This is a genomic window from Polyangium jinanense, from assembly GCF_028435365.1.
Genome location: NZ_JAGTJJ010000013.1, coordinates 22,279 through 44,807, shown reverse-complemented (window position 1 = coordinate 44,807; position 22,529 = coordinate 22,279). Strand labels below are relative to the sequence as shown.

Genomic DNA, 22,529 nt, shown 5'->3' with positions numbered 1-22,529 from the left:
CCATGAACCACGCGCAAGGCACGATCGAAGAGAGACCTCTCGCGCGCAAGCGCCCCGGGGTGGTGCTGCTCGCCTACGCCTTCCGCCTCGTCGCGGCCTTCGTGCTCGCGTGGCCCTTCGCCGTCACGCTCGGTGGCGCCGTCTCCGGTTATCCGCGCGGAGATGCCGTCCTCTTCGATCAAGGCGGCATGCTCCTCCTCGAAGCGCTGCGCCGTTCGGCCGGCGCCCTCAGGCCGGCGACGTCGAGCTCGCTCTTGCTCTTCGTCCTCGTCTGCTTCCTGAGCCTCTTGCCGCTCGCCGCGCTCCTCGGCGCGCTCGGCGCGAAGGGTCGCATCACCGCGCGTGATCTCGGCGCGTGGGCCCTCCGCCCGATCGGCACCTTCTCGCTCTTGCTCGGCGCGGCGGCGATCGTGGAGGCGATCCTCGGCGGCATCGCGATCGGCATCGGCAACGCCGTCGCGCGCAGGGAGACGATCGACCTGCGCGCCGCCGATCAGATCCGCGTCGGCTTCGTCGCGGGCGCGCTCCTCCTCGTCCTCTTCGTCTCCGTCTTCCACGACCTCGCGCGTGTCGCGACCGTGCGCGGCGAGCTTGGCTTTCGCGCCTCCATCAAGCGCGCCTTTGCCGCCTTTCGCAGCGCGCCGCTCTCGCTCCTCGCAGGCTGGTCCTGGCGCGCCGCGCTCGGTGCCGTGCTCCTCGGCGCCGCGCTCGTCGTCGCTTCCCGCCTCGGTGTCGAGCGCAAGTCGCAGGTCGTCGCCGGATTCTTGGTGCACCAAGCATCCGTGCTGGCGGTCTTCTTCCTCCGCGCGTCCTGGCTCGCGGCGGCCATCCGCCACGTCGATCGCGTCTTGCCGAAGACCACGACCGGGCCTGTCGTCCCGGCCTTGCTCCCCGAGTCCCCCGCCGAAGACGACGCCGAGCCCCCCGCGCCGCTCGGGCTCCTCGCTCCAAACCCCGAGGAAAACCCTTCGGCCGAGGCTCTGGACCCGGTGCCCGTTCGCCCCGAAGAAAAAGTTGTCGCGGAAGAACGATTGGACGCTTGACTTGGGAGACGATCCGCGTAACGTACGCGGTCCGCGGAGCTCGCGAGAGCCAACGCGGAGAACGCCCAGGTAGCTCAGTTGGTAGAGCAGCGGATTGAAAATCCGCGTGTGGTTGGTTCGATTCCGACCCTGGGCACTACGTTTCGATTCTAGACGCTGCCTCCCCATCGAGGCGGCGTCCGTCGAGAGCATCACGTCATCCGTGTGACGGCGATGCAGCCTTTCCCCGGCTGATGCAGAATGCAGACGGCCGGGAGGGCTCAAGTTGTTGCCCTCTCCGGCGCTGGCTCGGGTTCTTTGCTTGGCGCGCGGCGCCGGGAGAGAGGCAGCAACATGAGAGGCAAACACGCGGTTTGCGTGGGGATCGGCGCGACCTTCGCCATCCTCGTCGGGCTTTCTGCGGGCGCTTGTGGCGGGGGCGGCAGCTCCACGCCCACAGGCTCGGCCGGCTCCGCCGGCACGGCGCAAGGCGGCATGGGTGGCCAGGGCGGCACGGGTGGCGATGGCGTCGGCGGCAGCATCTTCACGGGTGGCGGACCGCCTTGCTCGAACCTCGAGTGCCAGCAGGTGAACTGCGCCGGCGGCGCCAAGACCACGGTGAGCGGCAAGGTCTTCGATCCGGCCGGCAAAACGCCGCTCTACAACGTCACCGTCTACATCCCGAACGAGCCCCTCAAGCCCCTCCCCGAGGGCGCGAGCTGCGATCAATGCGGCTCCGTGCTTTCCGGTGACCCGGTGGTCACCGCGCTCACGGACACCGAGGGCAAGTTCGTCCTGGAAAACGTTCCGGTCGGCAAGGACATCCCGCTCGTGATCCAGGTCGGCAAGTGGCGCCGGGAAATCGTGCTGCCCGAGGTCACCGAGTGCGTCGACAACGCGCTCACCGATCCCCAGATCACGCGCCTGCCGCGCAACCAGTCCGAGGGGCATCTCCCGCGGATCGCGCTCACCACGGGCGGCGCCGATCCGCTCGAGTGCCTCCTGCGCAAGATCGGCATCGACGACGCCGAGTTCACGCCTGCCGACGGCCCTGGCCGCGTCCAGCTCTTCGCGGGCCCGGGCGGCTCGAGCAAGTACGCCTCGTCGCTCAACAACGGCGCCAACTTCGCCGCCGCGACCACGCTCTGGGGCACGCTCGAGAGCCTCCAGAAGTACGACATCGTCCTCATGGCCTGCGAGGCCAACCAGAACCCAGGGCAGAAGCCCGAGTCCGCGCGGCAGGCTCTGTTCGACTACGCCTCGCAGGGCGGACGCATCTTCGCCTCGCACTGGCACAACTACTGGCTCGAAGAGGGCCCCGATCCCTTCCCGCAGACGGCGGTCTTCAACCACCAGTCCGACCTCGCGAACCCCTTCACCGCGAAGATCGACGACACCTTCCCCAAGGGCGCCGCGCTCCGCGACTGGCTCGTCAACGTGAACGCCTCGACCACCGCCGGCGAGCTCGTCATCAAGGAAGGACAACACACGGTCGACGAGGTCAACCCGGCCATCTCGCGCCGCTGGATCTACGGAGAAAACCCGGGCTCGGTCCAGTACCTCACGTTCAACACGCCGATCGGCGTCGCCGAGGAGAACCAGTGCGGGCGTGTCGTCTTCAGCGACATCCACGTCTCGTCGGGCGACGAGATCGGCGTCGCGTTCCCGAGCGGGTGCAAGACGACGGATCTCTCGCCGCAGGAGAAGGCGCTGCTCTTCATGCTCTTCGACCTCTCGGCTTGCGTGCAGCCCGACGACGAGCCGCCCATCCCGCCGAAATGAGGCTGGCGCCGGATCCCTGCTCGACTAAGGGAGGGCGGGTATGCGGATCGTCTCGTCCCTCCCGTCGATCGTCGCGGCTCTCGTGTTTTTCGCCGCGTGTTCCGCCGCCACACCCGAGCCCGTGACGGCCGGCCCGCCGCCGGCGCCGCCGCCCCCCGCGCCGCCCCCCGCGGCCGCTGTCCCCACCGACAAGCCCGCCGACGCGGCGCCCGCAGACACGACCGCGAAGCCCGCCGAACCTCCGCCGGCCACGAGCGCCATGGCCACGCCCGCGCCCACGCCCGTGCCTTCTGCCGAGCCCTCCGCGTGTCCTCCCGACATGAAGCTCGTCGAGGGCGAGTACTGCACGGAGGTCGAGCACAAGTGCAAGAAGAGCTGGTTCGACAAATCGAACAAGAAGACGGTCTGCGAGGAGTTCGAGCCCACGAGCAAGTGCGTCGGCAAGAAGGTGAAGAAGCGCTACTGCGTCGACACCTATGAATGGCCGAACCAGAAGGGCGTGCGGCCCGAGGTGATGAACCGCTTCCACCAGGCGCAGATCAAGTGCGCCTCCGTGGGCAAGCGCATGTGCACCGAGTCCGAGTGGAACTTCGCCTGCGAGGGCCCCGAGATGAAGCCCTTCCCGCACGGCTACGTCCGCGATGCAGCCAAGTGCAACGGCGACCACCTCTGGGACGATCCCAACATGAAGAAGGTCGCCGCGCGTGACGGAGACGAGCTCGCGCGCCTCTGGAAGGGCGTGCCGAGTGGCTCCCAGCCGAACTGCATCAGCGACTTCGGCGTTGCCGACATGCCGGCCAACACCGACGAGGTCGTCGCGAGCGAGCAACCCAAGGGCTCACGCCACGCGCTTTACGACAGCGTCCACACCGGCGGCCCTTGGTACAAGGGCGTCCGCAATCAGTGCCGCCCCAAGGTCTACACGCACGACGAAGACTTTTATTACTACTTCTTGAGCTTCCGCTGCTGCGCCGAGGCGGACGGCAAACCCACCGATCCGCGCACGCCGTGGCAGGCCCGGGACAAGTGGACGATCCAGAAGGTCGAGAAGCGGGCCGGGTTCACCATCGCCGAGATGCAGAAGAAGCTCGAGGCGAAGAAGCAGGGCCAGTGCACCTGCGCCGCGCAAGACATCCTCTGCAAGACCATGTGCGGCACGTTGCTCGGCCCCGGCGCCGTCGACGCGAAGCACTGACCGCCCAGTCAGTCGTGTCGCCGTTTCACCCACCCGAGGCGCGGATCGCCGGGGGTTTGTGGCGCGCGCGCCAAAGGTGTACCTTGGCGATCCCATGTCGGAGTCCCAGGACGTCCCCGAGCGCCTCGGTCGCTACGAGATCGTAGAGCGACTCGCGTCCGGCGGCATGGGTGAGGTCTTCATCGCGCGTTTCGTCGCGCCCGGCGGCTTCGTCAAACCGGTGGCGGTCAAGCGCATCCATCCGCATCTCGCGGAGGACGAGACCTTCATCCACATGCTGCACGACGAGGCCAACGTCGCTGCGGCGATCCGGCACCCGAACATCATTTCGACGATCGACGTCGGCTTCGAGGCCGGAAACCACTTCGTCGTCCTCGACTACGCGAACGGCGACCCGCTGCAGCGCATGCTGCGCGACATCCGGAAGAACCACAGCGCGGCGTTTCCCGACTGGATGGTCGCCTGGATCGGCGCCGAGGTCGCCTCCGCGCTGCACGCCGCGCACGAGGCCAAGAACCTCGAAGGCGAGTCGCTGGAGATCATCCACCGCGACGTTTCGACCTCGAACGTGATCCTCTCGGACGCGGGTCACCCCATGCTCTTCGACTTCGGCGTGGCGAAGGCGAAACAGCGCATGGTGCAGACGTCGCACGGCGAGCTGAAGGGCAAGCTCCCGTATATGGCCCCCGAGACGTTCCGCGGTGAGGCCGTGGATCGGACCGTCGACGTTTTCAGCCTCGGCGTGATGCTCTACGAACTCTGCACGGGCAACTCGCCCTTCGCGCGGAACTCGGATCTCGAAACGATCATGGCCCTGCAGAGCGCGGTCGTGGAGCCGCCGAGCCGCGTGCGCGACGCGATCCACGACTCGCTCGATCCCATCGTGATGCGCACGATGGCGCGTGATCGCGCCGAGCGATATCCGACGGCCCTCGCCGTGGAGAACGATCTCCGCGCCTGGGCGCGCGCCCGTGGCGCCCCGCACGACGCCGCCTCGGCCGCGGCGTGGATCGCCGAGACCTTTCCCGAGCGGTGCGCGTTCCGGAAGGCCTTGCTCGCGCGCGTGGCGAGCAACGCGCCGCGATCGCAGATGATCTCGTCGCCGCGCATCAACACACTGACGCCGGGCGCGTTCACGCCGCCCTCGCGTCCCCCCGGGCAGCTTCAGACGCCGACGCCCGGGCTGGTCTCGCACACCCCCGCGCCCCTCTCCGGAATGACGCCGGCGCCGAGCAGCTACGTGCCGTTCGGCCCGGAGCCGAGCGTCACGTCGAGCTCGTCGATCCCGGGGGTCGCGCCGAGCGACCCGCATGCGCTCGGGCAGGAGTTTCCTCCGCCGCGGAGCTCCGCGTCGAGGATGCCCGTCTTTCTCGGCGTGCTCGTCACGCTGGTCCTCGGCTGCGTCGCGTTCTTCGTTCTCGGCGCGCGAGGTGGCGACGACACGACTGCGGCCGCGGCGCCCCCGTCGGCCGTCTCGCCCGTGCCCGAGCCCTCTGCGATTCCGGCGGCTCTCACCGCGCCCTCGTCCTCGGCCGCGCAAGAGCCGCTGGCCGCGTCCGCCAAGCCCTCCGCGAAGCCTGGCGCGACGGCCCCGAAGGCGGGCGGGGCGCCTCCGCCTCTGAAGAAGGGCGGACCTCTCGTTCGGAGTTACGACTGATGCGTCGTTCGCCGTTGCGATGGCTCTCCATCGCCCCTGTCGTCGCTTGCTTGCTCGTCGCGCCTGCCGTGCTCGGCGCGGGCCCTGCCAAACCCACGCCCGAACAGCGCGAGGCGCGCGCCCTCTTCGACCAGGGCCTCGCGCTCAGCGACGAGGGCAAATGGTCCGAGGCCCTCGAGGCCTTCCGCAAGTCGGACGACATCAGCCCTTCGACGAACGTCCGCTTCAACATTGCCGCCTCGCTGCGCGCCCTCGGCCGTTACGTCGAGGCCCGTGACACCCTCGACGGCGCGGTCGCCGACGCCGAGGCGCGCAAGGTGCCCATCAAGCCCGCGCTGAAGACCGAGATAGACAAGCTCCGCGAGGACGTCACCACGAAGATCGTCCGCATCGAGCTCCAGAAGAGCCCCACTGACGCGGAGGTCACCGTCGACGGCGTGCCCTTGAAGCTTGCGTCGGACGGCCGCGCCGAGCTCGATCCCGGCAAGCACGTGTTCGTGATCAGCGCCAAGGGCCACGACACGACCACGGTCACGAAGACGCTCTCGCAGGGCGACCCGACGCTCCTGCTCACCGCGCCGCGCCGCGCGACCGTGGAGGCGCCCAAGCCCCAGGAACCGCCCTTCTACAAGCGCGGCTGGTTCTGGGGCACGGTGGGCGGCGTCGTGGGCGCCGCCGCTCTGGTGACCGTGATCGTCGTGGTCACGCGTCCCGATGCGCCCGTGGTGGCCGGCCCTCCGACGAGCACGGTCGATCGCGTCTTCCCCGCGATCGTGAGGTTCTGATGCAGGGCGCTGCTCGCGAAACGCCCCGTCCTCGCCGACGCGCGGCCCTCGCGCTCGTGGTGGGCTCGCTCCTCTCCGTGACGGCCGGCATGCTCGTCTCGGCGTGCGGATCGGACGTCACCGGAGATCCGAGTTACCTCCTCGTCGAGCTCGCCCCCGTCGAGTCGCCTGCGAAGCCCGGCGCTGCGCGCGTCGTGGTCACCAAAGGTACCGCCGAGATCGCCGCGCTCTGCGTGAACCTCGCGGGGGATAACCCGGCGAGCTTCGTCCTCAAGCGTGATGCGGGCAAACCTGCGACGGATCGCATCAACATCGAGGTCCTCTCGTTCGCGACCTTGAAGGGCCAGGAGAACGCGGGGCCGGGCAAGGAGTTCGCTTGTCCGCCCACCCTCCCGCCCACCCTCGGGGACGTGCAGACGATCGACGTCGACTTTTGCGAAGGGCAGACGCGCAAGCTCGTCTTCCAGGTCGGCTCCGTGTGCGGATGCGAGGACGCGGATGCAGGGCCCGGCGACGACGCGGGCGACGCGGGCGAGAGCGACGCGGGCGAGAGCGACGGCGGTGACGTCGACGCGGGGCCGTCCTGTGGATGCGCGCCCGGCTTCTCGTGCGGCGTGGGCCTCACGACCACGGGCGCGACGTGCGCGCCTTCGACATGTTGCGGCGCGAAGCTCTCCTCGGCGTGCGCGCTCGGTAGCTGAGCCCGTTCGGATTGCGCGCGCGCCGCGATCGGCGCGACCATGAGGCATGTCCCGGCCGCCCGCTTCTCTCGCGCTCCGCGGCGTCCTCGCCTCGGCTCTCGCCCTCGTCCTCGTCGTGTTCGGCTTGCATTGCGGCAGCGACGTCGAACCCGTGACAGTCACCGACGTCACGCTCGTGATGGGTGTCGGCACCGAATGCGCGGCGCGCCTTCGCGCCATCACGATGAAGGTCGAGACCGGGACGCGCCTCGACGCCACCGAGACCATGCTCGTCGCGAGCGCGGCCGAGCTGCCCCTCGCGCGCCGCATCTCGCTCTCGGATCCCGAGGGCACGAAGCACCGCGCCTCGGCCGCGTTCGACCTCGCGCGGGACGACGGTTTTACCGTCACGGAGACGATCTTCACCGAGTTCCCCGCGGGCACGACGGGCGTGATTCCGCTCAGCCTGCCGTGTGTTTGCCTCGAGCATCCGTGCCCGACGGGGTACGTCTGCAAAGAGGAGCCTCCGGGCAGCGGCGAGCCTTCCTGCGTCGCGCAGCCGAACTGCGGCGACGGCGCGTGCGTGCCCGGCGAGTCGTGCGGCACCTGCCTCGTCGATTGCCCGTGCAACTGCGGCGACATGAACTGCGAAGGCACCGAGACGTGCGCGAGCTGCCCGGGCGATTGCGGCGAGTGCTGCGGCAACGGCATGTGCGACACGGGCTTCGGCGAGAACTGCTCGAACTGCGACAGCGACTGCGGCGCTTGCTGCCCGAACGGCACGTGTGACACGAGCTTCGGCGAGAACTGCTCGACCTGCGCGGAGGACTGCGGCGACTGCTGCGGCGACGGCGCCTGCAACTTCGGCGAGAAGTGCTCGACCTGTTACGACGACTGCGACTGCTGCGGCAACGCCGTCTGCGAGCCGGACGAGGTCCTCTGCGGCGCGTGCGCCTCCGACTGCGGCACGTGCCCCGACTGCGGCGACGGCGTCTGCCAGAACCACGAGAACCACGACAAGTGCCCGACCGACTGCCCCGGCGGCTGCGGCAACGGCACCTGCGGCGCCGGCGAGACGAAGCTCACTTGCCCCAAGGACTGCGGCGAGGTCTGCGGCAACAAGTCCTGCGGCGGCACCGAGAACTGTTCGACCTGCGCGGCCGACTGCGGCGCGTGCTGCGGCAACGACAAGTGCGACTTCGGCGAGACATGCCTGACCTGCCCGGAAGACTGCACCGGCGCGTGCTGCGGCAACGGCACCTGCGAGAGCGGCGAGACGTGCACGAGCTGCGTCTCGGACTGCGGGCCCAAGTGCGGCGATGGCGTGTGCCACTGCAGCGAGGCCGTCTCCTGCGCGGCCGACTGCCCCGGCACGTGCGGCGACGGCACCTGCCAGGCGTTCGAGACCTGCCTGAGCTGCGCCGCGGACTGCGGCGCGTGCACCGGCACGTGCGGCGACGGCACCTGCACGAAGGGCAACGAGAACCAGTGCACGTGCCCCGCGGACTGCGGCGGCAAGTGCCCGCCGTGATGCGTCTGTGAGGCTCCTCCACGTCGCGGCCGAGCTCGCGCCCATCGTCCGTTTCGGCGGCATCGCGGACGGCGTCGCCGGGCTCGCCCGCGCCCTCGCGCGCCTCGGGCACGACGTCACCGTCGTGATCCCCGCGCCTCCGGGCATCTCTCTCGATCCGGAGATCCCGATCACGCCCGGCGTCCGCGCGCGCGTCGTCACGATCCCCGACGTCCCGGCGCACCTCGGCATCTACGGTCGCGAAGGCGACGGCGAGCACGACAACGCGCGTCGCTTCGCCCTCTTCGCGCGCGCCGTCTCTGCGATGGCCAGAGACTTCGACATCGTCCACGTGCACGACTGGCCCGGCGCGGCCGTACCCTACCTCCTCCGCGCAGCCGGCGGCCCAGGCCCGCCCACGGTGCTCACGATCCACAACCTCGCGTTCCAGGGCATCTTCCCGCCGGAGACGCTCGCGCTCCTCGGCCTCGGCCCCTCGCACTTCCACCCCGGCGCACTCGAGTTCCACGGCCGCGTGAACCTGCTCAAGGCCGGCCTCCTCGCCGCCGACGCCGTCACGACGGTGTCGCCCACCTACGCGCGCGAGATCCTCGATCCTGCCTACGGCGAGCTGCTCGACGGCGTGCTCCGCGCGCGCGCCCTGCAGGGCGGCGGCAGCGTGCTCGGCATCGTCAACGGCATCGACCTCGAGGCCTGGGACCCCACGCGGGACAAGGCCCTCGCCGCGCCGTTCAGCTCCGACGATCTCGCCGGCAAGGCCCTCTGCAAGCGCGCCTTCCTCGCAGAAACCGGTCTCGATCCAGACGCGTCCCGCCCCCTCGTTGCCTCCCTCGGCCGCATCGTGCCGCAGAAAGGCGCAGACCTCGTGGCCGCAGCGATCCCCGCTCTCTGCCGCACCGGCGCGACCATCGTCGTGGCCGGCGCCGGCGACGAACCCCTCGAACACGCCCTCACCACCGCAGCCGCCGCGCACCCGACGCACGCGCGTTTCCTCGGCCCCATCCCCGACACGAGCGCGCGCCGTCTCCTCGCCGCCGCGGACATCCTGATCATGCCCTCCCGCTTCGAGCCTTGCGGCGTCGTGCAACTCGAAGCCCAACGCTACGGCGCGATCCCCGTCGCACGGCGCACCGGCGGCCTCACAGACACCCTCGTCGACGAAGCCGAGCACCCGAGCCGCGGGACCGCCTTTCTCTTCGACGCACCCACAGTCGACGCACTCGTGCGCGCAGTCCGCCGCGCCCTCGAGCACCTCAGCGGTCCCGAGGCCGCATCCTTGCGTCGTCGCGTGCTCGAGACCTCACCGGGTTGGGATCGCCCAGCAAGCCTGTACGCGCACCTCTACGGCCGGCTCAGTGCGTCGGGAACGGTGCCGTGTAGCGCATGAAGCGTCGCAGGTAAGGCGTGTCGAACTGGACCTTCGTGATCCGCTCGACAGGGATCAACGTCGGCGATTCGTCCCAGCGCCCAAGCGCATCCACGTAGTGGAGGATGATCGTCTCCCCACCAATCTCGAGCAGTCGGCCAAGGTAGAAGTCGCCATCATCGTCGCCCTCATCCTCACACTCGATGATGACGTCAGCATGGTGCGCCTGGATGGAGCGCAGCGCCGCAGGAAACCCGCGAAGATCAACCTCGAACGGCAAGCGCAGCCCGCCAAGCAGCCCCTCGCCGACAAGCATGCGGTCCCAGTGCTCTTCATGGGCGCCGCGCTCATGGGCAAGCACATCCTCCAAGCGGAAGAGGGTGTAGCCGTCCGGCTCGAAGTCATCGAAGCAGTGGATGAGCCCAAGCTCAGGCCCAAGGCCAAGGAGGTACCCGTGCAACGAGGGCTCGCCCGACAAGCGTCGCTCGAGCCGAATCATCTTCCCCGTCCCAACATGCTCGACCAACGACGCGTACATGGCTCTCCGCACAAACCCCAGCAGAACAGCGCCAGCATAGAAGCAGGGGCAGAAGGCCGGCAAGATACGCGCGGGGACGCGCGGGGCGTTGCCCCGCACCCCAGCGGGGGCTGTCCGCCCCCTGCACCCCGGACCAGGCACGGCCTGGACCGAGGGCGGAGAAACCGCGCGATGCGCGGTTTCTCCGACGGGCCTGTGGCAAGACCACGAGCGGTGTTGCCTGCCGAGGCGGTAGCGCTGTGGCACGGTCGAGCAGACACGTCCGCGCGGCGGTTTTGACTGGCAGGATCGCCGCCGGTCTTGACTCGGCCTGTTCGATGAACTGCGCATCGCGCAGTTCATCGACCCCGGGTCCAGCGCTTGCGCTGGTCCGGGTCCAGGGGTGGACAACCCCTGGTCGGGGTCCGGGGTGAAACCCCGGTCCGGCGCTGCGCTACGCCTTGACGAGCCCCCGCTGCGCGAGCTCGTCGCGTAGCTTTGCGGCGCTGTTGAATACGAGTGCTTGCATGCCGATGGCGCGGGCGCCTTCGCAGTTTTTTTCGCGGTCGTCGATGAAGAGTGCCTGCTTGGGCTGCTCGCCGAGTTTCTGGCAGGGGACGAGGTAGGCGTTGGGATCGGGCTTGCGTGCGCCGGTCTCGTACGAGACGAATGCGCCGTCGAGGAGTGTGTCGAGTTCGCAGCGGTCGGCGATCCAGCGGTACCAGGGTGGGTAGTTCGAGAGGGCGTAGAGGCGCACGTCGGGTGCGTTTTGGCGCAGGTCGACGAGCAGCTCGCGGATGCCGGGGAGGAGGGCGTAGCTCTCGCGGACCACGTTGCAGAAGCCTTCGGCGTTGAAGGAGCGACCGGGCAGGAACAGGGCGAGGAAGGTGCGCTCGTCGATGCGCCCGAGTTCGAAGTCGATCCAGGCTGTGGGGTGCTTGTACTGGAGCATCTCGGGCAGGGTCATCCCGAGGAATGAGGGCATGACTTCGTGGAAGGGGTCGCGGACGAGGGTGTCCATCACGTCGAAGAAGAGGAGCCGCGGCCTTGGAGACACGGCGGGAGGATGGCAGGGGGCGGCGGGGTGGGGAAGGGGAGGGGGCGAAGAGGGGTCTGGGCGTCCGGAGACGTGCTTGGGGCGAGCCCAAAGGTGACTGCCGGCGATCGGAGACGTGGTTGGGGCGAGCCCACAGGTGACTGCGGGCGCCCGGAGGAGGGCTTGGGGCGAGCCCATAGGCGACTGCGGGCGCCCGGAGGTGTGCTTGGGGCGAGCCCAAAGGTGACTCCGGGCAGTCGGAGGTGTGCTTGGGGCGCGCCCAACGATGACTCCGGGCGTCCGGAGGAGGGCTTGGGGCGCGCCCAAGGATGACCCCAGGCGTCCGGGGGTGTGCTTGGGGCGAGCCCAAAGGTGACTGCGGGCGTCCGGAGACGTGTTTGGGTCGCCCCCAAAGGTGACTGCGGGCGTCCGGAACCTTCTTGCAGGGGGGTGGGGTGATAAAGTGACGCGATCGAGCCCCCCGTGACCGACACCGACGACCTCCACCCCTACGACGACATCGTGCGTCGGTTTCACCACGACGACACGGACGAGCTTCTACGCGCCCGGGGCCTCGCGCTCGTGGCGCGCCTGCTCCGCCTGCCCTCGCTGCCGCCCCTGGGGCTGCGGTACGACATGTACTTCTACAGCGGCGGCATTGGCATTTCCGATCAAATCCACATCAGCCTTCCTTGTACGCCGACGGAAGCGAATGCGATCATCGCGCGCCTTGGATTCGCTACGCCCGAGGAGGCGATCGCTGACGAGGCCTGGCGCGACGATTTCGAGTTTCTCGTACTCGACGGGAACGACACCGAACCCCTGCACATAGCCGTGGCTGCTTTCGTGGAGGAACACCGCGCTGAGTTCCAGCCGCCCCCTGACGAGCCAATGCGCACCTGGTTCTCCCGGGAGAGCGGCCCCAATGCCTGGTCGCTCGTCTATGAACGGGAGGGCGTCCTCAGCTTCCTTGCGCTCGAACAGGCGTAACCGAATCTGACCTCCTGGAAGAACTGCGCATCGCGCAGTTCTTCCACCCCGAGTCCAGGGCTTGCCCTGGTTCGGGTCGAGGGGCGAATAGCCCCCGCGGGGTCCGGGGCGGCGCCCCGGCGCGGCGGCTCACACCCACGCAATCCCTCCTCTGCCTCTGCGGGCGGTTGCCCGCGAGCCCGTCCGGCTCTACCCTGTGATCGAAAGCATGGGATCCCATGAATCGGAACCGGAGGCCGCCCGCGACACCGAGGTGACTGCGGCGCTCGATGCCCTCCGGCACGTGGTGCGGGCGCTCCGACTCTCGTCTACGGCTGTGGAGAAGGCGCACGGGGTGAGCGGGGCGCAGCTCTTTGTCCTCGGCGAGCTCGCGAGTGGCAAGAGTTTTTCCATCGCCGAGCTTGCGACCCGCACGGCCACGGATCCGAGCTCCGTCTCTGTCGTGGTCGGGCGCCTGGTCGAGCGCGGCCTTGCTGCTCGCCGCGCCTCCCCGGATGACGCGCGCCGCGCCGAGATCGCCATCACTCCTGCTGGGAGTGACCTCCTGCGTGAGGCGCCGGCGCCGATCCAGCGCAAGCTCATCGCGGCGGTCGCCGAGATGCCTGAGGACGAGCGCGCGGCCCTGACGAGGGGCCTTGGGCGGGTGGCTGCGGCTCTTGGCGCGTCTGACGGCCCCGCGCCGATGTTTTTTGAAGGGGAGCCTGCCTCCCGGCGCTCGCGAAAGGCATGATCCTCGCAACGGATCTCCCGGCGCCGCCGCTCCCGCGCGCCGTTGCGCCGGGAACGCTCGCCGAGGCTGTGCATCGGTTCGGGCGCGATACGGTGGCGTTTCAATCGCTCGCGCCCGGAATGCGCGCGTGGAGCGACGGCGCGGGGGCCTGGGTTGCGTTTGCGGACACGGGCCGGGCGTGGCTCGCGGTTGGATCGCCGCTCTGCGCGCCTGAGGAGACGGGGCGCGTGGCGCGCGCGTTCGTGCTGGCTGCGCGTGCGGCGGGGCGACGCGCTGGGTTTTGTGCGGTCGAGGAATTTCCGCGCGACACCTTTTTCGAGCGTGTGCCCCTTGGCCGGCAGCCGGTCTGGGATCCGCTGCAATGGGAACGCGTCCTTGCCGGGCGCAGGAGCCTCCGCGAGCAGATCCGCCGCGCGCGTGCCAAAGGCGTACGGGCGCGCGTGGCCTCTGCGCATGAGCTCGGGGGCGAGCTCGGCGCTTCGATTGCGGCGCTCGCGACGAAATGGCTCGCGGGGCGGCGCGGCGGGGCCTTGGGCTTTTTGCTCGCGGTGGACCTTTTTTATCGGCCCTCCGAGCGGCTTTATGTCGTCGCCGAACGGGGCGATCGATTGGCTGGCGTGCTCGTGGCGGTGCCGGTGCCTGGCCGAGGCGGCTGGTTCTTCGAGGACATTCTCCGCGCGGACGACGCGCCGAATGGCACGGTGGAGTTCCTCGTGGATGCGGCGATGCGGCGGCTCGCGGGCGTCGCGTGTGGGCGGGTGACGATGGGCCTCGTCCCGCTCGCGGGGCCTTTGCCGCACCGCCTGCGCATCCTGCGACGCCTCGGGCACAACGTTTACGATTTCGAGGGCCTGCGTGCATTTCGGGCTCGCTTCGCGCCGGAGGCGTGGGAGCCGGTCTGGTTCGTCCATCCGCGCGGCACGAGTGAAATCGTCTCCTTGTGGGACGTGGCTTCGGCGCTCACCGGCGGGCATCCCCTTCGTTTTGCGCTTCGCGCGTGGACAGAAGGCAAACGCCGTCGGCTCCGCCGCGCGTCGGCCGGCTGACGCTGTGTTTGGTTACGACGAACGTTTCCATTCTTGACGCGTCCGCTCTCCGGCCGTAGCAAGGTTTGTCCCTACACCTGGAGGACTCCTTGAAGAAAGTCGCCATTCGCGTGGGCGCTGGCCTCGCGGTCGTGATCGCCGTGCTCTTGATCGTGATCGCGACGCGCCCGTCCGCGTATCGGGTCGAGCGTCACACCACCATCGCGGCGCCTTTGGACCTCGTGTTTACCAAGGTCAAGGATTTTCGGACCTGGGAGGCGTGGTCCCCCTGGGCCAAGCTCGATCCGAACATGAAGACGACGTTTACCGGCAACCAGGGCGAGGTCGGCGCCGGTTACGCATGGGAGGGCAACGACGAGGTCGGCGCGGGACGGATGACCATCGCCGCAATCAAGCCGAACGAGCGCGTGGACATCAAGCTGGAGTTCCTGAAGCCTTTCGAATCCAAGACCGAAAATGGATTCGCGGTCGAGGCGGCCGGCAAAGAAACGAAGATCACCTGGTTCATGAGCGGCGAAAACGACTTCGTCGGGAAGGCGTTTTGCCTGTTCATGGACATGGACGCGATGATCGGGAAGGACTTCGAGAATGGCCTCGCCAACCTCAAAAAGGTCGCCGAAGAGGCCGCGAAGACGGAAGCCCCGCCCGCCGCGGCCGAGACGGTGAACGCCGCCGCGCCGAAGTGACACGCCTTCCGCCGACGAACGGCCTCGGCTGTTCGTATCCTCCTCCCCCCCTCGTGTAAGTTCACCATCCACTGGCTTTCGACGGCGCCGGACCGCCAGCGCGGGCGCGTGGCCCCATGCGGCGTTTCCAGGCTTGACAATTTTGTTATGCCTAAGTACAGGCACGTTGCCGCAAAGCGCGTACGACAATCGCCCCGTCCCTTCCGCTCCTGGCATCGACAGCCCACGCCGACCTTTCCACTCCTTCTCCCCACCGACCCCTGAAGGCGGTTTCTTCGAGGCTAGGGCAGCGGAGCTCGACCTCTCCTGCGCCTTCATGAGGAGTCAGCCATGAACAATTCTGTCGGAACGAACGACCTCTCGGTGCAAATGCGCTCCTTGAGCGTCTTCAACATGTGGATCTCGCGGATGATTTACGCCGCGGCCAAGCTGGGCATCGCCGACTTGATCCATGAAGGCCCGCGGAGCAGTGATGATCTCGCGGCCTCCCTGGGGGTCGACGCGGGCGCGCTCTATCGGATGCTCCGGGCTCTCTCCGGGGCAGGGGTTTTCACCGAGCTACCCGAGCGGCGGTTTGCCCTGGCCCCCCTCGGCGCGACCCTGCGCACCGGCGCCCCCGGCTCCATGCGCGACTTCGTGCTGCTGTTCGGCGGCGACGTTTACGCGCGCGCCTGGCTCGATCTGCTCTCCAGCGTGCAGTCCGGGAAGACGGCCGTCGAGCACGTCTTCGGCGCGCCGCTCTATCCTTATCTCGCGGGCCACCCCGAGGACGCGCAGCTCTTCGACAAGGCGATGACCAGCTTCACCTACGTCGATACCGTCGCGGCCGCCGCCCGCTACGATTTCTCCTCGTTCCGCACGGTGGTCGACGTCGGGGGCGGTCACGGCAGCCTCCTCGTCGCCGTCCTCGAGAGGAACCCGGAGCTCCAGGGGATCCTCTTCGATCAGCCGCACATCATCGAGGGGGCGCGAACGCGGGTGGCCGCGAGCGCGGTCGCGGCGCGGTGCGAGGTGATCGCCGGTGACTTCTTCGAGGCTGTCCCCAGCGCCGACGTCCACGTGCTCAAGCACATCGTCTGCAACTGGGACGACGACGCGGCGATCCGGATCCTGAAGAATTGTCACCGCGCGCTCCCACCGGGCGGGCGGATCCTGGTGATCGAGTCCGTGATCGGCTTCTCTGCGCCCGCCGAGCTGCTCGACGTCCACCTCCTCGCGGTGGTCGGAGGGCGCATGCGCACCGAGCAAGAGCACCGGGATCTGCTGGCCGCGGCGGGCTTCCGCCTGACGCGTCTGCTCCCCACCGACGTCGGCCTCGAGCACGTCGTCGTCGAAGGTGTGCGCGAGCCATAACGCGGCCGGCGCGGCAAAGGGGAGGACATCGCGAGAAATAGAATACGTCGCCAAGCATTCGCGCATGGACCACTTCACCGTGCACGCGCGAGGAGGGACCATGGACCTATCCTTCGACCCGCGTCATCCGGACTTCATCGAGGATCCTTTCCCGGCGCTCCTTCACCTGATGGAGCACGAGCCCGTCTTCTGGAGTGAGAAGCTCCATGGATGGGTGCTCACGCGTCATGACCACGTGCGCGCGTCGCTGCGTGATCCGCGGCTGTCGGCCGATCGCGTGCGCCCGTTCCTCACCCATTTCAAGGGTCCGGAGCGCGGAACGGTGCAGAGCCTCGTCGAGAGCCTCTCGATGTGGGCGTCGTTCAACGAGCCTCCGGTGCACACCAGGCTCCGCGGCCTCATGAACAAAGCCATGACGTTGCAATCGGTCCTGGCGCTCGAGCCGCGCGTACGCGCGCTCGCCGACGAGCTGATCGATGCTGCGCTCGAGCGCGGCGAAATGGATGTGATCGCCGACTTCGCCTATCCCCTCTCCGCGACGATGATCGCCGAGCTCTTTGGCGTGCCGCGCGCCGACGTCCCCTTGCTGAAGAAGTGGTCCGACGAGCTGGGCGCGTTCATCGTCCAATCGCGCACGCTCGCCAACAAGTACGCGATCGCCGTCGGCGGGCTCCGCGCCATGACATCCTATTTCGAGAACGTCGTCGCGGAGCGGCGCCGGCGCCCACGGGAGGACATGCTCTCGCGCCTCATCGCGGCCGAGGAAAAGGGCGACTTCCTGAGCGCGGAGGAGCTTTTCGCCTGCTGCGCGCTTCTCTTTTTCGCAGGGCACGAGACCACGACGCACCTGATCGGCAACGGCATGATCGCGCTCCTCCGCCACCCCGAGGCGCTTGCCGAGCTCCAAGAGCGGCGCACCGACGCCGCGCTGATGAGCTCTGCCGTCGAGGAGATGCTGCGCTGGGACGGGCCGCTGCTCATGATGGCACGTGTCGCCTCGGAGGACGTCGAGCTTTCAGGCAAGCGCATCCTCGCCGGCTCGCGCGTCTTCCTCATGATCGCCGCGGCGAACCGCGATCCGCGGGTGTTCCCGGAGCCGGATCGTTTCGACATCCACCGGCAAGACAACCGGCACATCGCCTTCGGCAACGGTATCCATTACTGCATTGGAGCACCGCTCGCCCGACTCGAGGCGCGTGTCGCCTTCCCACGCCTTCTCGAGCGCCTGCTTACGCCCGAGTTGATCACATCGAAGCTCGTGTGGCGGGACGCTTTCGTGGTACGTGGGGTCGAAAAGCTCCCCATGCGTTTCGCGCGGCGTTCCCCTGCTCCCGAACCTTGCCCGCCATCCATGCTCTCCGGAGGCAAAGCGGCACCGACCTTGGGTTGAAGATCAGGAAATCATCGTACCTGGGCACAGGGAAGGACATTCATGGTGCACGCTGGGTTGGAAGAGGAGTGCGCGGCGCTGCGCGCGCGGGTGGTCGAGCTGGAGGCGCGCCTCGCGGCGTCGGAGTCTGCCGGGAAGGGCCAGCATCGTGCGGGGAGCGCCCCCGACCCCGAGAGCGAGCTGTCGCTCCTCCGGGCGGCGCTTCATACCCTTGCCGATGGCGTCATCCTTTGCGACCAAGAGGGCCGGCTCGTCCACTTCAATGCCGCGGCGGAGGCGATGCTGGGGCAAGCTACAACCGACGCCAACCCCTCGGACTTGTCGCGCTATCGCCTCTACCTCCCGGACGGCGTGACCCCGTTCCCGCCGAGCGAGTCACCCCTGGCCCGCGCCAGGCGCGGAGAGGTCACGGACAGTGTGGAGATGTTCGCGCGGAGCGAGCAGCAGCCCCAGGGTGTGTCCATGGCGGTCTCCGGCCGGCCCATTCGCGACAAGGACGGCGAGCTTCTCGGCGCCGTGGTCGTGTTATGCGATATCGGCGAGCGGAAGCGGTTCGCCGCCGAGCGAGAGCGCCGGCAACGCGCCGATGCGCAACGCATAGCCGCCGAAAAGGAGAGGCTTCGGATGGCGCGGCTCCTCCAGGGGCTTCTCGACAACCTTGACGTGGTCGTCTGGGCGGTCGACCCGAAAGGCGTATGCACCTTCCACGACGGTCGCGGCTCGGAATCGGCAAGCCTGACCCGTGGACAGCTCATCGGGCAGAATTTCCTCGAAATCTATCCCACCGACCACGTGGGCCGCGCACTCGCAGGCAACCACATTCACGTGATCGACGAGGGGGAGGGGGTCATCTGGGAGCACTGGATGGTCCCGGTGCTCGAGGACGACAAGCGCGTCTCGGAGGTCATCGGCCTGAGCTTGAACATCACCGAGGCGCACCATGCCAAAAAGGAGATCGAGGCAAAGCTTGCCCTGATCGAACGGCAGCAGGAGGTCATTTTCAATCTGGAGACGCCGGTCATCCAGGTCTGGGATCACGTCCTGACGCTGCCAATGGTGGGCGTCGTCGATAGCCGCCGCGCCGCGCGGGTGACGGACGACCTCCTCGCCGCAGTCTCGCGCACGCAGGCGCGCTTCGCGATCCTCGACCTGACGGGCGTCGAAGTGGTCGACACGGCAACGGCGGGGCACATGCTGAACATCCTGAGCGCCGTCCGCCTGCTCGGGGCCGAAGGGATCATCACCGGAATCCGGCCCACCGTCGCCCAGACGATGGTTTCTCTCGGTCTCGATCTTTCACGCGTGCGCACGCTGGCCACGTTGCGCGACGGCCTTTCGTTCGCGATTCGGCGGCTCCCGTCGCGCTGACCGCCGCGCCGGGGCGCTGCCCCGGGCCCCGCGGGGGCTGTTCGCCCCTCGACCCGAACCAGGGCAAGCCCTGGACCTCAGGTGGAAGAACTGCGCGATGCGCAGTTCTTCCAGCAGGCCGGTGGCAAGACCAGGGACAACGTCCCCGATCGAAATGGCAGCGCGGCTGTCTCGATGGGCAAGGTCGTCACCAGTCTGGCCTGTTCGATGAACTGCGCATTGCGCAGTTCATCGACCCCGGGTCCAGCGCTTGCGCTGGTCCAGGTCCAGGGGCGGACAGCCCCTGGTGGGGCCTGGGGCAACGCCCCAGCGCAGCGGCTTCGCATGCTCAGCGGCTCATTCCGAGGGTTCGTCCGCGAGGTATTTCGCGAGCGTCTTGACGTCGATCCCCAGGCGATCGGCCGTGCGCGACTTGTTCCCGCCGAGCTCGGCGAGGGCCCAGCGGGCATACCGTTGCTGCACCTCGCGCAGGGGCAGCACGGGCCCGGCGAATTGGGGGCCCTGTGCGCCCTCCGCGGGCGCGTGGGGCAGCGCCGCGTCGGCGAACAGCGCCTCGGGCGAGCGGCCGAGCAGCACGAGGCGCTCCACGGCGTGGGCGAGCTCCCGCACGTTGCCGGGCCAGGGATACTCCAGCATGGCCAGCATGCATTCGCGCGAGAGGCGCTCGACGCGGGAGGTCGGGTGGCGCGCGCGCGCCTTTTCGAGCAGATCGGCGGCGAGCTCGGGGAGATCCTCGCGACGCTCGCGCAAGGGTGGCACGTTCACGGGCACGACGTCGAGCCGGTAGAGCAGATCCTCGCGGAAGAGGCCCTCGGCGACGCGGCGGCGCAGGTCGCGGTGCGTGGCCGTGACGATCCGCACGTCGATGGGCGTCTCCTTCGTCGAGCCGACGGGGCGGACGACGCGCCGTTCGAGCACGTCGAGCAATTTCGCTTGCAATGCTGGCGCCATTTCGCCGATCTCGTCGAGGAAGATGGTGCCCCTTTCGGCCTCGGCGAAGAGGCCGCTGCGGCGCGTGGTCGCGCCCGTGAAGGCGCCCTTGGCGTGGCCGAAGAGCTCGCTTTCGAGCAGCGGCTCGGGGAGCGCGGCGCAGTTCACCGTGACGAACGGGCCTCGCGCGCGGCCGCTCTCGGCGTGCAGATACCGGGCGAGCAAGCCTTTCCCCGCACCCGTGGGCCCCATGAGCAGCACGGGCGCGTCGCTCGGCGCCACGCGGGCGAGCACGTCGAGCGCCGCGCGCATGGCCGGGCTCTTGGCCACGATGCCCGCCTTCGTGGCCTCGTCGCGCAGCGATTTGCGGAGCGTGCGGGCCTCGCGCCGGATGCGCGACTCGTCGAGGGCGCGGCCGAGATACACGACGAGCTCGTCGAGCTTGAAAGGTTTCGTCAGGTAATGGTACGCCCCGCGCCGGATGGATTCGATCGCGGTCTCCAGCGCGCCGTAAGCGGTCATCACGAGGACCGGCAGATCCGGCACGGCGCGGCGCGCGGCGGTCAGGAGCTCGATGCCGTCCATGCCGGGCATGCGCAGGTCCGTGACGAGCGCGTCGACCGGCTCGGCCTCGATCCGCGCGAGCGCCTGCTTGCCCGTGGCCACCGCGGACGCCGAAAAACCGTGGTCGGCCAGGCCGTCGGCGAGCATGTCGGCCATTTCGAGCTTGTCGTCCACGATGACGATATGCGGGGCGTGGGATCGATCAGGCATCGGAGCACTCCTCACCTTGGGCAGGCACGTGGATGCGCGCGCGGGTGCCGCCGCCCTCGTGGGGTTCGAGCACGAGCGTGCCGCGGTGGATGTTCACGATCTCGTGGACAATCGCGAGGCCGAGGCCCGAGCCGGCGGGCTTCGTCGTGAAAAACGGCTCGGTCGCGCGGGCGATGTCCTCGGGCCTTATGCCGGCGCCGCGATCCTCGACGATGAAATCGACGCCCGCGTCCGCGGCGCGCACCGAGAGCGCGACGAGCGTCCCGGGGCTGCTCGCCTCGCAGGCGTTGAGCAGGAGGTTCACGACCGCGTGCTCGAGCAGGCGAAGATCACCCGCCAGCGTGGGCAACCCCTCGTCCACGACCGTCACGAGCGTGATGTGCGCGGCGACGAACCGGTGCTCGACGAGCCGGAGCGCCCCGCGCGCGACGTCGCCCGGATCGACGGGGCGCAGCGAGGGGGAGCCGCCGCGGGCGAGGTCGAGGAAGCCACGCACGACCTGGGTGATGCGTTCGGCCTGCTCGCTGATGGTCCGCACCGCGCGCGCTGCTTTCGAATCCTCGCCCACGCGGGCCGCGAGCTGCTCGGCGCGGCCGAGGATGACCCCGAGCGGCGTGGAGATCTCGTGCGCGATCCCCATCGCCAGCGTGCCCGTCGTGGCCGCGCGGCTCGCCCGCGAGAGCCGCTCGTCGCTTTCGCGGACCAGCGCGGCGAGGGCGAGCTGCTTTTCGAGCTCGAGCTCGCGACGCTGCCGGCGCAAGGCCGTCGCGCCGAACGCCACGATGAGCGCGCACGGCACGAGCACGCCGATGAGCAATCGGCCGCGGGCTCGATCCCATCGATCCCGCTCCTGCGACGCGCTCGCCACCACCGCGGTCGTCCACCGGCCGAGGGACCCGGCATCGGTCGCGGCCACGGCGGCCACGGCCCGGCGATGGGGCAGCCCGAGGGCGACCGCGTCGTCGCGTTCGAGCCGGGTGGTGTCGCGACCTTCGGACACCGCGCGCGTGAGCGGCGTGCTCTCGATTTGCCGGCCATCGGCCGCTTGCCACAGCGCCTCGTCGGGCGGCCGGACCAGGACCACGAGCTCGTCCGGGCGCTCGATCCGCGCCGAAGGACCCATGAGCCACGCGACGGGCACCGTCAATTCGACCGTTCTCCCTTCGGTCGAGGGCACACGCACCGACATCGTCCGCGGCGGGCGTACGCTCGGCGCGCTCTCCGACGAACGGACCTCGATGCTCGGATAGGCCTTTCGCATCCCCGCCGAGGGCCCGTGGCCCGCGGACACGTCGTCCGCGACGAGCAAGGCGTCCCGCCGCACCGCGGAGAGCCGCGCGGAGAGCTCGTCCGACAGGAGCAGCGCGAGCATCTGCTGCTGCCGCGCGAGGGCCACGAGCGCGCCTTCGAACTCGCGCTGCTCGTCGAGCAGCGCGAGCGTCGTGATGGCGAGCACCCCGAGCGCCGCCGTCCAGACGAGCCAGCCGCGCCGGATGGCCCGCGCGATCCGCGAGGGGAGCGTCCGGAAGGGGAGGGGAGGCGAGGCTGATCGCATGGCGAGGGCGTTTCCCGCGGCGGATCCGCCGATTGCAGCGCGCATGCCACGGCGGAGCGAGGCTCTATCCTGCGCGGGACCGGGCGCGCATGCAGGGAAATTTTCCCATCAAGGTCGGGAATTTTTCCCGTTCTCG

The 22,529-nt window shown here is 69.1% G+C and carries 19 protein-coding genes and 1 tRNA gene; 16 read left to right on the top strand and 4 right to left on the bottom strand.

What is annotated here, in order from left to right; all coding sequences use genetic code 11:
* The first annotated feature begins 2 nt into the window (after nt 1-2).
* The 9 genes from KEG57_RS22710 to KEG57_RS22670 all read left to right on the top strand — a co-directional run bounded on the left by KEG57_RS22710 (nt 3) and on the right by KEG57_RS22670 (nt 10,039).
* The gene (locus tag KEG57_RS22710; protein WP_272423563.1) at nt 3-1,043 is read left to right on the top strand and encodes a hypothetical protein; all 1,041 of its coding nucleotides are present in this window, start codon (nt 3-5) and stop codon (nt 1,041-1,043) included.
* Between the two features lie 63 nt (nt 1,044-1,106).
* Nucleotides 1,107-1,179 (top strand) — tRNA-Phe (locus KEG57_RS22705).
* Nucleotides 1,180-1,376: 197 nt separating this feature from the next.
* Nucleotides 1,377-2,804, top strand: coding sequence for a carboxypeptidase-like regulatory domain-containing protein (locus KEG57_RS22700; protein WP_272458798.1), 1,428 nt, complete (start codon nt 1,377-1,379; stop codon nt 2,802-2,804).
* A 40-nt stretch (nt 2,805-2,844) separates the two neighbouring features.
* Nucleotides 2,845-3,999 (top strand): SUMF1/EgtB/PvdO family nonheme iron enzyme, encoded by a 1,155-nt coding sequence (locus KEG57_RS22695; protein WP_272458797.1) that lies wholly within the window; start codon nt 2,845-2,847, stop codon nt 3,997-3,999.
* Between the two features lie 94 nt (nt 4,000-4,093).
* Nucleotides 4,094-5,656: a serine/threonine protein kinase gene (locus tag KEG57_RS22690; protein ID WP_272423566.1), complete on the top strand. Its 1,563-nt coding sequence runs from the start codon at nt 4,094-4,096 to the stop codon at nt 5,654-5,656.
* Entirely contained in the window at nt 5,656-6,441 is a 786-nt protein-coding gene (locus KEG57_RS22685; RefSeq protein ID WP_272423567.1) for a tetratricopeptide repeat protein, read from the top strand. Before KEG57_RS22690 ends, KEG57_RS22685 begins: the two co-directional genes overlap by 1 nt.
* On the top strand, nt 6,441-7,142 hold the full coding sequence (locus KEG57_RS22680; protein WP_272423568.1) for a hypothetical protein: 702 nt from the start codon (nt 6,441-6,443) through the stop codon (nt 7,140-7,142). Before KEG57_RS22685 ends, KEG57_RS22680 begins: the two co-directional genes overlap by 1 nt.
* Before the next feature lie 46 nt (nt 7,143-7,188).
* The gene (locus KEG57_RS22675; protein ID WP_272423569.1) at nt 7,189-8,652 is read left to right on the top strand and encodes a hypothetical protein; all 1,464 of its coding nucleotides are present in this window, start codon (nt 7,189-7,191) and stop codon (nt 8,650-8,652) included.
* 7 nt (nt 8,653-8,659) lie between these two features.
* Nucleotides 8,660-10,039, top strand: coding sequence for a glycogen synthase (locus KEG57_RS22670; RefSeq protein WP_272423570.1), 1,380 nt, complete (start codon nt 8,660-8,662; stop codon nt 10,037-10,039).
* Here KEG57_RS22670 and KEG57_RS22665 read toward each other — a convergent pair.
* Together KEG57_RS22665 and KEG57_RS22660 are read right to left on the bottom strand one after the other, a co-directional pair.
* The gene (locus KEG57_RS22665; RefSeq protein ID WP_272423571.1) at nt 10,005-10,556 is read right to left on the bottom strand and encodes a hypothetical protein; all 552 of its coding nucleotides are present in this window, start codon (nt 10,554-10,556) and stop codon (nt 10,005-10,007) included. The two genes, KEG57_RS22670 and KEG57_RS22665, sit on opposite strands and share 35 nt — an antisense overlap.
* Before the next feature lie 433 nt (nt 10,557-10,989).
* Nucleotides 10,990-11,592, bottom strand: a complete 603-nt coding sequence (locus tag KEG57_RS22660) for an HAD family hydrolase (protein ID WP_272458796.1) — start codon at nt 11,590-11,592, stop codon at nt 10,990-10,992.
* A 462-nt stretch (nt 11,593-12,054) separates the two neighbouring features.
* Between KEG57_RS22660 and KEG57_RS22655 the strand changes: the two genes are divergently transcribed.
* From KEG57_RS22655 to KEG57_RS22625, 7 genes are all read left to right on the top strand, one after another.
* Entirely contained in the window at nt 12,055-12,561 is a 507-nt protein-coding gene (locus KEG57_RS22655) for a hypothetical protein (RefSeq protein WP_272458795.1), read from the top strand.
* Nucleotides 12,562-12,769: 208 nt separating this feature from the next.
* Nucleotides 12,770-13,291 carry a MarR family winged helix-turn-helix transcriptional regulator gene (locus tag KEG57_RS22650; protein ID WP_272423574.1) on the top strand — a complete coding sequence of 174 codons (522 nt, stop codon included), beginning with the start codon at nt 12,770-12,772 and terminating at the stop codon, nt 13,289-13,291.
* Nucleotides 13,288-14,337, top strand: a complete 1,050-nt coding sequence (locus tag KEG57_RS22645; protein WP_272458794.1) for a phosphatidylglycerol lysyltransferase domain-containing protein — start codon at nt 13,288-13,290, stop codon at nt 14,335-14,337. Before KEG57_RS22650 ends, KEG57_RS22645 begins: the two co-directional genes overlap by 4 nt.
* A gap of 89 nt (nt 14,338-14,426) precedes the next feature.
* The gene (locus tag KEG57_RS22640) at nt 14,427-15,023 is read left to right on the top strand and encodes an SRPBCC family protein (protein ID WP_272423576.1); all 597 of its coding nucleotides are present in this window, start codon (nt 14,427-14,429) and stop codon (nt 15,021-15,023) included.
* A gap of 330 nt (nt 15,024-15,353) precedes the next feature.
* Entirely contained in the window at nt 15,354-16,376 is a 1,023-nt protein-coding gene (locus KEG57_RS22635; RefSeq protein WP_272423577.1) for a methyltransferase, read from the top strand.
* Nucleotides 16,377-16,476: 100 nt separating this feature from the next.
* Nucleotides 16,477-17,766 carry a cytochrome P450 gene (locus KEG57_RS22630; RefSeq protein ID WP_272423578.1) on the top strand — a complete coding sequence of 430 codons (1,290 nt, stop codon included), beginning with the start codon at nt 16,477-16,479 and terminating at the stop codon, nt 17,764-17,766.
* A 42-nt stretch (nt 17,767-17,808) separates the two neighbouring features.
* Entirely contained in the window at nt 17,809-19,134 is a 1,326-nt protein-coding gene (locus tag KEG57_RS22625) for a PAS domain-containing protein (protein WP_272423579.1), read from the top strand.
* Nucleotides 19,135-19,470: 336 nt separating this feature from the next.
* Here the strand turns inward: KEG57_RS22625 and KEG57_RS22620 are convergent, their stop codons facing one another.
* A complete protein-coding gene (locus tag KEG57_RS22620) occupies nt 19,471-20,838 on the bottom strand; it encodes a sigma-54-dependent transcriptional regulator (protein ID WP_272423580.1) in 1,368 nt (455 codons plus the stop codon).
* The gene (locus KEG57_RS22615) at nt 20,831-22,393 is read right to left on the bottom strand and encodes a sensor histidine kinase (RefSeq protein ID WP_272423581.1); all 1,563 of its coding nucleotides are present in this window, start codon (nt 22,391-22,393) and stop codon (nt 20,831-20,833) included. The genes KEG57_RS22620 and KEG57_RS22615 overlap by 8 nt, the downstream gene beginning before the upstream one ends.
* Nucleotides 22,394-22,529: the final 136 nt, after the last annotated feature.